General features: G+C 43.4%; 10 protein-coding genes. 6 read left to right on the top strand and 4 right to left on the bottom strand.

What is annotated here, in order from left to right; genetic code table 11:
- Positions 1-22: 22 nt before the first annotated feature.
- A complete protein-coding gene (locus FQ083_RS06200) occupies positions 23-1015 on the bottom strand; it encodes an energy transducer TonB (protein WP_149409237.1) in 993 nt (330 codons plus the stop codon).
- 334 nt (positions 1016-1349) lie between these two features.
- Between FQ083_RS06200 and FQ083_RS06205 the strand changes: the two genes are divergently transcribed.
- The 4 genes from FQ083_RS06205 (at position 1350) to FQ083_RS06220 (ending at position 5536) form a co-directional block, all read left to right on the top strand.
- Positions 1350-2402, top strand: a complete 1053-nt coding sequence (locus FQ083_RS06205; RefSeq protein ID WP_149409238.1) for a siderophore ABC transporter substrate-binding protein — start codon at positions 1350-1352, stop codon at positions 2400-2402.
- Positions 2403-2483: 81 nt separating this feature from the next.
- The gene (locus tag FQ083_RS06210; RefSeq protein ID WP_133105088.1) at positions 2484-3590 is read left to right on the top strand and encodes an ABC transporter permease; all 1107 of its coding nucleotides are present in this window, start codon (positions 2484-2486) and stop codon (positions 3588-3590) included.
- Positions 3591-3652: 62 nt separating this feature from the next.
- Positions 3653-4720 (top strand): iron chelate uptake ABC transporter family permease subunit, encoded by a 1068-nt coding sequence (locus FQ083_RS06215; protein ID WP_149409239.1) that lies wholly within the window; start codon positions 3653-3655, stop codon positions 4718-4720.
- 45 nt (positions 4721-4765) lie between these two features.
- Positions 4766-5536 carry an ABC transporter ATP-binding protein gene (locus FQ083_RS06220; protein ID WP_133105090.1) on the top strand — a complete coding sequence of 257 codons (771 nt, stop codon included), beginning with the start codon at positions 4766-4768 and terminating at the stop codon, positions 5534-5536.
- A 40-nt stretch (positions 5537-5576) separates the two neighbouring features.
- On the opposite strand, the gene FQ083_RS06225 is transcribed toward FQ083_RS06220, so the two are convergent.
- A complete protein-coding gene (locus FQ083_RS06225) occupies positions 5577-6866 on the bottom strand; it encodes a PepSY-associated TM helix domain-containing protein (RefSeq protein WP_133105091.1) in 1290 nt (429 codons plus the stop codon).
- 184 nt (positions 6867-7050) lie between these two features.
- Positions 7051-9144 (bottom strand): TonB-dependent receptor domain-containing protein, encoded by a 2094-nt coding sequence (locus FQ083_RS06230; RefSeq protein WP_149409240.1) that lies wholly within the window; start codon positions 9142-9144, stop codon positions 7051-7053.
- A gap of 648 nt (positions 9145-9792) precedes the next feature.
- Between FQ083_RS06230 and FQ083_RS06235 the strand changes: the two genes are divergently transcribed.
- On the top strand, positions 9793-11199 hold the full coding sequence (locus tag FQ083_RS06235) for a uracil-xanthine permease family protein (RefSeq protein ID WP_149409241.1): 1407 nt from the start codon (positions 9793-9795) through the stop codon (positions 11197-11199).
- Positions 11200-11361: 162 nt separating this feature from the next.
- Here FQ083_RS06235 and FQ083_RS06240 read toward each other — a convergent pair whose 3' ends face one another.
- A complete protein-coding gene (locus tag FQ083_RS06240) occupies positions 11362-12027 on the bottom strand; it encodes a TetR/AcrR family transcriptional regulator (protein ID WP_011514234.1) in 666 nt (221 codons plus the stop codon).
- 336 nt (positions 12028-12363) lie between these two features.
- Here FQ083_RS06240 and uraD point away from each other — a divergent pair, with 336 nt between their 5' ends.
- A complete protein-coding gene (gene uraD, locus FQ083_RS06245) occupies positions 12364-12885 on the top strand; it encodes a 2-oxo-4-hydroxy-4-carboxy-5-ureidoimidazoline decarboxylase (RefSeq protein WP_262498147.1) in 522 nt (173 codons plus the stop codon).
- Positions 12886-12921 lie beyond the last annotated feature (36 nt).

Raw genomic sequence — 12921 nt, forward strand, 5'->3', positions numbered from 1 at the left:
TGTTTTTATAGATGGATAATCGTTAAGGTACTGCGTAGCTCACAGGCAAGGTCACATTACCAACCACTGGTACGCCAGCATTATTCGTAAAGGGTTTGAACTTGCCTGAGCGCACTTGCCGCGTCGCTTCTTTATCCAATGCCGCATTCCCCGAAGATTGAGCGATACGCACATTATCGATCCCGCCCTGCTTGTTTACCCTCAGTATCAACACAACGTTGAGCGTATCACCCGAATTTGCTCGTCGTGCAACGCGCTCAGGGAAACTGAAGTTTGGCGCTGATACCCAATTTGCCGAGCTGGCGGTAAAATTGACAGGCTCATTACTTTCAGCAGCTGCTTTAGCGGCCTCTTCTGCTTGCTTAGCCGCTCTTGCTGCTTTTTGGGCCGCGTCATTTGCTGCTTCGGCACTCGCTTTAGCATTTGCTACTCTTTGCGCTTCCTGAGCCTGCGCCTGTTGCCTCTGTGCTTCTTGCGCTGCTTTTTCCGCTTGTGCTGCTACAAGTCGACGTTGCTCAGCTTGCTGATTGTTAACCTTTTGGTTATTAGCAAGCTGCTCAGATATGGCTTTATCAATGGCGGGATGCGGCTCTTCTTGCTTAGTCTGTTTTTGTGACGGCTTTTCTTGAGCAATCGACGTTGTCTTTTCTTTTTTGACTAGCGGTGTAATATCAGGTTTGCGTTCTTGTACCACTGGTTGTTTTGGCGTCTCTGTGACCGGCTTTGGTTTTATTATAGTCTGCGGTTTTGGCGCTGGCGTGCTTTTATCTATCACAACCTTAGTCACTTCTTTTTCAACAGATTTCACAACTTTTACCGGCTCTTTAGGTAACGCAGCAGGTAATGATACCAGCTCTATTTCAATAGGCGGCGTCTGTTTGGGCAGCGCGACTTTGGGTGCAGACGGTTTCATTGCCACCAATGCCACTGCCGTGAGCACGTGAAGCCCTACTACAACTAGTATCGCTATCAAGATTGATTTAAGTGGGGGCGTCTCTAAATCCGTTGAACTCATAATACTCTAGCATTTAACCGTCATAGAATGGTGGTGATAATAATGCAAACGATAATTATTATCAATAGTAAATTTCTAATATTTCAGGCGTTATTGTGAATTTTTTAAGTTCAATCTAGGTCAGTATGCGAGTCTATTATAACCTGAATACACTTAGTTAATAAAAATCATTATCATCTTTATTGATAATACGTCTCAATTACTTTATGATGGCGGCTGAATTATTTATCCAATTTATAATAAAACACCGACTCATTTAACCTGCCGTTAAATGAAGACTTTTATCGAGCAGGTTGTATAAAACTGTCAAAACCCGTCCTATACCGAGTTATCTATGTCTACTACCTCATTCTCTAGCCACCGTGCTACTCCTGTTTTTAAACGTCCCTTAGTAGCTGCACTCATGACAGCACTGCTTACTAGTATTACTGTAACTGGCTGTAGCGCTCCTGAATCTAATGACTCAGAACCCGCAGATAGCAACACCGAAAATAAAACCGCTGATAAAGCCAAAAATGTCGCCACTAACGAGGCGGTTTCTGTGACCACTATTAGCGTTGATACCATCAAGGGATCTGTTGATTTGGCAATCAACCCATCGCCGCTAGTGGTTTATGACATGACCTTGATGCAGGATTTGGCAGCGCTCGATGTCGCTGTTGATGGCATGCCAAGCGGTCTAAAATTGAATAATCTGCATTCAAAAACTCAACCAGATCCGAAAGAAGTCGGCACGGTATTTGAGCCAGATCTTGAAGCATTAAACGCAATGCAACCACAAGCTATCTTGGTCGGCTCGCGTATGGCAGAGAAATATAATGCGCTCTCAAGCATCGCGCCAACGCTCGATATGAGTATTGATACTGCCAATATCTATGAGTCTAGCAAACAGCGCTTGCATGATTTGGGTGCGTTATTTGGCAAAAGCGATCAAGCCTTGAAGCTGCAACAGGATATCGACGGTCTTATTGATGAGACGAAAACAGCGACCAAAGATAAAGGTAATGGCTTGGTCATCATGGTTAATGGTAATAAGTTGTCTGCTTACGGTGATAAGTCACGTTTTGGCTTTATCCATACTGTACTCGGCGTACCGATGGTAGATAATCAGATAAAAGACGCCGATCATGGTCAGCCGGTTTCCTTTGAATACTTGCAAAAAACCAACCCTGACTGGTTGTTTGTAATTGACCGTAGCGCGGCTATCGGTGAAGAAAACGTTGGTGCAAAAGCCGTCTTGGACAATCCATTAGTCGCGCAAACGACAGCTTGGAAAAAATCTCAAGTGGTTTATCTAAGCCCAGATTCATACCTTGCATTTGGCGGTTATTATCAGTGGATGCAAGATTTAACCGCGATTAAAACGGCATTTAGCCAAGCAAAGTAAATATTTTTATTCGTTGAAAACCAGACGTAAGTGCCCATTCTTGCGTCTACCCTTTACGCTAATCATAAGTTAACAGTCGTTATGTCGTTATTTTCTAATCACGCTACCAATATAGATAAAGTTAATAGCGATAAACCCCTATCTTCTGCACCATCACAACGGCAGCAGAAGATAAATGGTCAGTTAAACTCTAAATCACGACACGCAAAAATAGCACCTTGGTTAATAAATACCGCAAGCTTTGTCATCATGGGAATGTTGGTATTGCTAAGTTTATCTATTGGGGTTGCTGACTTTTCATGGTCAGGTGTTTTTCATAGCCTCATCAATCATAGTGCAAACTCAGACAGCTCGCTGATGCTGGTCAGCCGCTTACCACGGACGATTGCTATTATTTTGACCGGTATCGCCATGGCAGTGGCAGGTATGATTATTCAAGTGGTACTCAAGAACCGCTTTGTAGAGCCGTCTATGGTGGGCGCAACTCAAAGCGCTGCCCTTGGCTTATTGGTGGTGAGTCTATTCTTTCCGGCCAGCGCGCTAATTGTAAAGATGAGTGTGGCAACCATTGCGGCGGTATTTGGCATGATGCTCTTTATGCTGCTGATTCATCGTATTCCGCCGACAGATTTCTTGATGATTCCGTTGATTGGTATTGTCTTTGGCGGGATTATTGATGCTATTACTACCTTTATTGCCTATCAAACGGAAACGTTACAGATGCTCAGCGTTTGGCAATTTGGTGACTTCTCAAGCGTGTTGTCAGGACGGTATGAGCTGTTATGGTTGACCGGCGTGCTGTGTATTATTGCTTATATTATCGCCGATAAGCTGACCATTATTGGATTGGGCGATAATATTGCTTTAAATTTGGGTATTAGTAAGCGTCATGTGACGTGGATTGGCGTTGGTATGGTCGCCATGATGAGTGCCGTGGTCGTGGTTACGGTTGGAATGATTCCTTTTATTGGTTTGGTCGTGCCGAATATCGTTAGTCGCATTATGGGCGATAAGCTCAGGCGTAGCTTGCCAGCGGTAGCGTTATTGGGCGCTTCAGCGGTATTGCTTTGCGATATTATCGGGCGCTCGATTCGCTATCCGTTCGAGATTCCGGTAGCGACCGTCTTTGGCGTGGTCGGAACGGTGGTGTTTTTATGGCTATTATTACGTGCGCCTGCTGAGTCATAAATGAGCTAGATTATCTAAGTTATCATTGTTTTACTTGCCATTCTCTTTTATAAGATTAGCGTATGTTTTTACCTTCTGCCTCGTCTGGTCAAACGACTGATGCTACTATTGATAGTGCTAAGAGTGCTACCGCCAACCTGAACCCATTAGCAAAATTCTGGGCAAGGCTATGGTTAGCTATCAGTCAACAGCCTAAATCTGTTGCGGCTCTTGTTTTATTAATCTCCGCCATTTTATTTTTAACCGTCAATGTCCATGGGCATTGGGATTTTACCCTGCCACTACGGGGTAAAAAACTATTGGCGCTGATGGTGGTCGGCTACGCAATTGGCGTCTCTACTCTGCTTTTCCAGACTTTAACCCATAACCCTATTCTCACTCCCTCATTATTGGGCTTTGACTCGCTTTATGTGCTATTGCAAAGTCTATTGGTATTTTTCTTAGGGGCGATTAGCTTCACCAGCCTTAATCCGATTGCCAAATTTTCGCTTGAGATCGTATTGATGTTTGGCGCGTCGTTATTGCTGTTTAAATTACTCTTCTCTAAAAGCAGTCAGGACTTAACGCGGCTGATATTGGTAGGGGTTATTTTTGGAGTCTTGTTTCGCAGCTTATCAGCCCTGATTGCGCGACTGATTAATCCAGATGATTTTGTAGTGGTGCAATCGGCAAGTTACGCGCAGTTTAATACGGTCAATCCGCAGCTATTAAGCATTAGCCTATTTATTTGTGTCGTGAGTGCGCTATTTATTTGGCGCTGGCGGTATCAATGTGATGTGCTCATGTTGGGTAAAGCGCAGGCAACTAATCTCGGTATTAACTATCAACGTTTGGCATTTGGGCTATTAACTGTCATCGCGGTATTGGTCGCTACAGCTACGGCATTGGTCGGTCCAGTGACCTTTTTTGGTTTATTGGTCTGCGCTCTAACCAATCGTATGGCGCGCCATATGTATCATAGCGAACGGCTCATTTTAGTGAGTTTAGTAGCGATGATTTGCTTGGTACTCGGTCAAACGCTCTTTGAACAAGTGCTCGGTATGGCAGGCGTATTATCCGTCGTTATCGAGCTGGCAGGCGGCTTGATATTTTTAGCATTGATATTTATGAGCCAGCGGCGCTTGAATTAAAAACTCTAAACACTTATTAAACATTCAGCTTAAAAAAGAAGCATTATGATAAAAATAACGGGTGTATCACATCATATTGGCAAGCAGCAGATTTTGCACGATATCAACTTATTATTGCCACCGTCACAAGTCATCGCTTTAATTGGTCCCAATGGTGCTGGTAAATCGACGTTATTTTCGGTGATGGCGCGGTTGCAATCCTTGCAAAGCGGACAGGTTAGCTTTGCTGTAGATAATGAGGAACGTGATATTGTTCAATGCGATGCGCGTACCCTTGCGACAACGGTAGCGATGCTCAGTCAAGACAATCAAGTGCAAGGGCGGCTGCGGGTGCATGAATTACTGATGTTTGGGCGCTATCCGTATCATCAAGGTCGTCCAACGGCAAGCGATCAGGAAAAAGTGGCTGAGATTATCGAACGCTTTGAGCTAGAGCCATTAGCGGAGCGTTTTTTATCTGCCTTATCGGGTGGACAGCGGCAACGGGTGCTGATTGCGATGATTGTTTGCCAAGATACACCGTATTTATTGCTTGATGAACCGCTAAATAATCTCGATATGTATCATTCAGGTCGCTTGATGCGTGAGCTGCGTGAGTTAAGTCATAGTCAGCAAAAAACCGTGGTCATTGTCCTCCACGACATCAATCAAGCCGCCCAGTTCGCTGATACCGTAGTGACAATGAAGGACGGTCAAGTGCAAGCTATTGGTCGTCCAGTCGAAGTAATTACCCAACAAACCATGAAAGATCTCTATAACGTTGACGTTACCGTACTCAATCACCAAGGTCGTCCGGTAATCGTGGATGCGGCTTAAAATCGTACTTGTAAACGGCTTTGTCACTTTAAGACCAATTTTATCTCAGCTTTCGCAAAGATTTTAAGCGTTGCTGTCGACCTTTCCACCACAAATATACCCCAGTACCAGACAAGACAGCAACGGCTAAGCCAATCAATGCCAAGAATATTTGATATGCCAGATGACCGACACCATGACTGATATGTCCCATATGTAAGGTGGATAGCCATTGGTCAGCTTTATGACCAAATGAGGCGTTTTGATAAGCAAAATTTACGCGCTCAACACTACCGATTGCGGCATTGACCGTGATAGATGACGCACCGCCTTTTTTACCGATGTCTTGATTGGTTTTAAAGCGCATCTGCCACTGCTTATCTTCCTCAACCCAGCGAATACCCAATAATTGCTGCACGGTCAGTCCGTTTTCTTGCGCGGCAATATTCGCTTGATTGCTTAAATAATCGATACTATTGGCTTTATTAACAATATTAGCAGTGATCATTTCAGTGCTAACTGGCGCGCTAGATTTATCTGTTTTATTTGATTTACCTTCTTTCCCTTTGTTGCCGTCAAGACCGACCACCGCTTGCATTACTGGCTTATAAACCTGCTGCAAATTAAAACCCACACTTGACCAAGCAATCACAAACAGCATCAGCCACAACCATAAACCAAACGCATGATGCGCGTCATAATTAAGCTTAAAGGTATTGGTTTTGGTGCGGATTTTCCACGCAGGCAGCCAGCGTTTTAATAAAGAAGCCCGTTTTTTAGTAGGATATTGGGGCGGTACCTGATTCTTTTTAACCGCTCTTGGAAAGGTTAAATAAAATCCAATAAAACAATTAATCGTCCAAACAAGCGCAATAATACCTAGTACTAACTTACCAATATCACCAAGCAACAACTCACGATGCAGCCAGAACACCTTCCACATGGTATTGCGCCATGCCCACTCGTCTTTATCACGCGTGCCAATAATATCCGCAGTATAGGGATTGATATAAACCTCTTGGAACAAGGGTTTAGGTTCTACTTTTATATCGCCTTTATATTTATCGACAGCAAAGACGACAGCGCGATTAGGCTCGATTGCCACGGGCATGGTCGAAAAACTGTATTCTGGATAGTGGCTAATCACCTTGTCATGCAAGGTAGCAATAGACAATGGCGGTGTCTGCACTTTCTCAACAACCGCCAAACGCTGATTAAATACCGCGTCCAGCTCATCGTGAAATGCCAATAGTGCGCCCGTTATACCAGCCATAAGTAAAAAAGCGGCCATCACAAGTCCAGTATAACGGTGAATCCATAGGCAAGTTTGGCGTGGGTTAAATGAAATCATTGATTATTATTCTTTGTTAATTTTAGCGTTAGAATTGCGCTAAATGCTGATGTGTTAAAGACGCATAAAACGATTTAAAAAAGACATCTGGTTTAAAAAAGAGGTTTCGACATAAAAAAGCCAGCTCTTATACAAAGCAGCTGGCTTTTTTGATACTCATTTTTTACGCATGATCACTATAAATTTAGAACTGATAGGTTAAAGATGCTTTGATATTGCGACCGGGTTCAAAGTCGGTGCGCAAACCATCTGCTTGTTCTGCAAGCGAACGTGACGCATGGCTGGCATAGGTTTCATCAAAGATATTATAAACCCCAACAGTCGCTTTTAAACCATCGACTTGTTTTGGCATATAACTCATAAAAATATCATGCACATCATAGTTAGACTTTTCAGGCTGGGCAGATTCAGTTTTGGGCGTGATAGCAGCCACATAGGTACTGCGCCAGCCAAGCTCAGTAGTGTCTGTTGGTACGTAGGCCAAGTTCACCATATATTTATCGCCTGAGTCGGCGCTGCCACCAGTCACTGATGGGATGCTATAGCCCGTTTTATCACCTTTACTACGTGCATGGGCATAGCTTAGACCCATGCTAAAATTATCCATTTTATAGTCAGCAGCGAGCTCAACACCCTTAATTTTATAATCTTCATCTTTATTGACCGCGCCTTGGCAAGCGCCACCCAGTTGTCCAGTGGTACAGTCTAGGCCAACGCGAGTACCACCAGAACGGACAAATTCAATAAAGTTTTCGATATCAGTTTCAAAATATTTTCCGCTAAGTTGCAGTGCATCGCCCGCTACCGTTAGATCGCGCAAGGTTTTTACGATACCAATCTCAGCATTTGACCCTTCTTCTGCTTTTAAGTCACTATTGACGTAGGTTTTGTCGCCATCTGAGTTAAAGATCGCTTGACTCAAATCAGGACCGTTAAATAACTGCGTATAACTGGCAAACACTTGCGTTAACGGTGCAATCTCATAGCTGGCAGCAAGGGCACCAACCACATTGTTATAGGTTTTGCCTGCCGATACAAATTCAGGCGACTCATAACGGTCGTAGCGTACGCCCGGCGTTAAGGTTAATTTGCCATTCTTCCACTGATCTTCTAGATAAATAGAGGTATTTTTGGCTTCATCGGTGCCCTTTTTAACGAAGTCGCGCTCTAGCTCAGATTCTTTTTTGTAGTGCTCAATACCAGCGATTAGCTTATGGCTGCCGACATTGGTATCAATAACACTGGTATTTTGAATTTTTGCGCCGGTGGTTTTTACGCCTGCTTCCCAGTTATAACCTGGCTTTGTCGTATAATCGGTATCGCGTGAAATCTGCGTTTCGGTTTGATAAACATTGGTATCGACATTGACCAAGTTACTGGCAGGATTGTAGCTATAGTCCAGCCCATAAGTATCACGCTTAACCTTTTGCGGCAGAATTTCATTCCAACTGCCAACGCCTGGGCTTGCTGGGAAATCTGGGCGTAATGGGAACATGCCTTCGTTTTCGGTACGGCTAAAGCTAGCCCCTACGTGATGGTCATTGGCAATATACGCGCCTGCCTTTAATAAAATATTCTCGCCTTTGCTATCTTCCGTTTGGATCTTACGACCTTCGCCATCTTCACCCGCATTGGCATTACGCTGACCATAATAAGCCAGTAAGTCTATATTATCCGTTGGGGCAGCAAACACAGTCGCTGAGGTGAGCAGTTCATCATTATTACTACCATAACCTGCATGCAATTTGGCACCGATTTTTTGACCCGGTTTTAGCAAATCTGCAGCATCAACGGTTTTAAAAGCAACTGCGCCACCTAGCGCATCGTTACCTAGTGTCACTGAGTTATTACCGACCGATACTTCCGCTTGTTTTAGCAAATCAGGGTCAATGGTCACATCGCCCATATGATAAAACAGCGTGCCTTCTTGGCGAGCGCCATCAATAGTGACTTTTAGATTAGTATCATCGAGTCCACGTACGCGTATACGCTGATTGACCGCTGACGTACCACCTACCGTAACACCGGGTACGACATTTAAAAAATCACTTAAGTGGCTTGCTTGCGCAGCTGGGGTATAGCCTTCAACATCAACACCGCCCTCTTGCACGCTTTCACGTACTGAGCTGTTTGCCGTCACTGTGATGGTCTGTAAGGTGGTGCTCGGCATATCTGCTGAGGTAGCAGCACTCGCCGCTTGTGCCCCTAATACTGCTGCTATGCCCATAGACAATACGGTCAATCGACTAGAAAATCTTGCTAATTTTACTTCGCGCATAACATACTCACTTTATCTAGTATAAGAATTTTAAAACTCGTTTAGGAAACCAATAATCAGTAATTTTTGCCCAAAATCACTTTCTAAAAAGCTTGATGCTTTAATAATTATTAAGTTTCATATAAGAATGACATTATTAATGTTAATGATAATGATTAGCGTTTAAATATTGACAGGCATAATAACGAAGTATTAACAATTTGGCAATATTTAAACTGAAAAATTTTCTTTTAATATCTTTGTACGCTTGTATCAGCACCTGCACATCTGATGAATACCTTTAGTCTATTGCTGTCTAGATAAGTTTCACCTATATGCGGAGGCGATTATGAGCGACTGAGTGATTATTTATAAACGCTGAATATCAAAAAAAAGTATTGCAATATACTGCCAATTACATATACCCTAAGATAGTTGACTATTTAGTCAGGTTTGTACATACGACTATCGGTCACACTGAGAAAGACTGGTTATTTGCTTGCATGTATTTGCATAAGGATCATGCGACTCTGTGTTTGATACTGTGTAAACAGCTAGTGCGATAAGGATTTATAGAGACCCTCATATGTCTCCTATTTATCAACGTAACGCTGTCTCTAAATATCTTTACAGAGCTTGGACTAAAAGTCACTTTAGGAGAAAGCCAAAATGAGTGAGCATACTCAAGGAAATCCCGATTTATTGTACGGACTGCACGACCGTCCTGCGCCTGCAAAAGCATTTTTAGGTGCGGTACAACATGTACTCGCCGCTTTCGTTGGTGTTATTACGCCCTCATTGATTATTGGCGGTGCTTTGGGTCTAGGTGAGCATATTCCCTACCTAATCAGTATGGCGCTAATGGTATCTGGGGTTTCAACCTTTATTCAAACCCGTAAATTTGGTCCTGTCGGTTCAGGGCTGATGGCTCTGCAAGGCACCAGCTTTGGTTTTTTAGCGGCCGTGTTAGCAGCAGGTTTTGTAGTAAAAAACCGAGGTGGTAGTCCTGAGGAGATTCTCTCTGTAATCTTTGGCGTGACATTCTTAGGCGCCTTTGTCGAGATATTCTTGAGTCAGTTTATTACTAAACTTAAATCCTTGATGAGCCCTATCGTCACCGGCTGTGTCATTGTCACTATTGGTTTGTCCCTAACCAAAGTTGGTCTAACCGATCTAGCAGGCGGTGTTGGTGCAGAGAATTTTGGTAGTATGGAGAATTTGCTACTGGGTGGCGGGGTCTTAATCAGTGTCGTGCTTATTAGTATCGTACCTAACAAAGTTATTCGCTCAAGCGCTATTTTTATTGGTCTGATGTTAGGCTTGCTGGTAGCAGCATTTATGGGTCGTATTGACTTCTCATTAGTCTCACAAGCCCCGCTACTGACTGTACCTGTGCCTTTCAAGTTTGGCTTTAGTTTTGATTGGCAAGCGTTTATACCGATTGCCTTTATGTATATCATTACCAGTATCGAGACTGCTGGTGATTTGACCGCAACGTCGATGATCTCAGGTGAGCCTATCAAAGGTCCACTATATGAGAAACGTATCAAAGGTGGGGTACTAGCTGACGGTGTCAACTCTGCCATTGCTGGTATCTTTAACAGCTTCCCAGTCACTACTTTTAGCCAGAATAATGGCGTTATTCAGATGACGGGTATCGCTAGTCGCTATGTGGGCTTCTATGTCGGCGGTATCTTATTTTTTATGGGTTTATTCCCTATCCTAGGTGCTATCTTCACTCAGCTACCAAAACCAGTAGTTGGTGGTGTGACACTGTTGATGTTTGCAACCGTAGCGACTGCTGGTATTCGCATACTTTCAACCGTAAACTTCACCCATCGTAATATCTTAATCATAGCCACTTCTCTAGGTTTGGCGATGGGTGTTGCCTTTGTGCCTGATGTATTTGCACAAATGCCGCAGATGTTCCGTAATATCTTTGGTTCAGCAGTGACCGTATCGGGTATTATCGCGATTACGCTTGATATGATTTTACCAAAAAGCTTTGGTGCGGAGTTTGATACGGCTGACCAGCATGCTGAGGATGACGTGAAGTCTGCTCGTGAAGCCGCTTAAGAATCAAGGGTTAGATGATTTTCTAAGACAATGTAAAAGACTTTGCTGAGTGACAAAAGAAAAGGATTGCCTTAATGATAAAGCGCTAATTAGCAGCGATATCGTTAAAGCAATCCTTTATGCGTCAAGCTATTCATTAATAGCAGTTGTTCCAATCTACCCCTACTCGAGTCCGCAACCTCGTAGTATAAAAGGTATTAAGAAGTCAGCAGCGCGGGCCTCGTCTGTCTCATCATACGCGCTCTTTTGCATTAAGCCGACGATTTCTGTTTCAAACTCTGCATAGCGCTGCGTGGTTGCCCAAATCAAAATCAATAGCTGTAAAGGGTCAGCAATGGCAATTTTGCCTTGCTCATGCCATATCTTCATGACTTGTGTCTTATCCAGTGCCCAATCTTTCATCGCCGTCGACATAAAATCATGTAAATGCGGGGCACCGCCGATGACCTCTAACGCAAATAGCTTATGGCGATTTGGGTTTGCAAATGCTTGATGCAATTTGGTGCGGACGAACTTTTCGATAACGGTTCTCGGATCGCTGTCTACTGTCATCGTCACCAAGCCATCATTCCACTCTTGAATGATGGCACGCAAAACTACTTTGTACAGATTGGTCTTACTCTTAAAATAGTAATGCACATTGGCTTTTGGCAGCCCTGCTCGATCAGCGATACCTTGCATGGTGGCACCGCGATAGCTTTTCAGCACAAACTCTTCTTCAGCGGCAGTCAAAATCACCGCTTGGTTTTGGGCACGAATATCATGCTGATTGCGATGAACCACACTCTCAGAGGCGGATGAAGCTTTTGCTTTAGAAATTTGAGTCATAGGTTGCACCATTAGACATTTATATCAGTAAGTACCATATTCTAGCGTGACTTTAAGATAAACTGTGAAGAAACACACTGATTATTAGCATATCTAGTAAAAAATAAAAATATTTTGCATAAAGTAGTTGACCATTTAGTCAGGTTTAAGCAGAATGGATATATATTAACCAATTATGACTCAATCGATACTACTTTCACCTGAGTTTTTCCCTGAGTTAAGTAATCAACAGACTAATATCAGCACACGATACTGTCTGTACCTTATAAATTCATATCACTCAAATGATAAATGTGTATCCGTCAACACTTTGTGTCAATAGATAAGGATATCACTGTGAGCTTATCACTAGCGCAACTGAACGCCCTCTCGCAAGCCGATGCGACCTCAGAATTTCTAACTTGCTGTACCAGTAGCCAATGGGCGCAAACCTTGGCAGACGCACGTCCGTTTGCAGATATAAAAGCACTATTGAGTGCAAGCGATGACGCATGGCAACAAGCTAAAGCGGATGAAGCTAACTTGCTAGAAGCCTTTGATGGTCACCCACAGATTGGCAATGTCGACTCATTAAAAGAGAAGTATCGCAATACGCAAGACAGTGCTGCTCATGAGCAATCAGGCGCCAATGACGCTGAAGATGCGGTACTTGAAGCGTTAGCACAAGGCAATCAAGACTATCTCGATAAATTCGGCTTTATCTTTATTGTCTTCGCAACTGGTAAAAGCGCGCAGCAAATGCTTGATCTATTGCAAGCTCGCCTGCCAAATGATCGCAAGACTGAATTGCTCAATGCGGCTACTGAACAAAATAAAATCACGCGTTTGCGTTTACAAAAACTGTTAGGCGACGCTTAAATCTTGCTTTGTCTCTCTCATACATAAAAGGAATTA

It is taken from the genome of Psychrobacter sp. ANT_H59, assembly GCF_008369225.1.
Taxonomy (GTDB): Bacteria; Pseudomonadota; Gammaproteobacteria; order Pseudomonadales; family Moraxellaceae; genus Psychrobacter; species Psychrobacter cryohalolentis.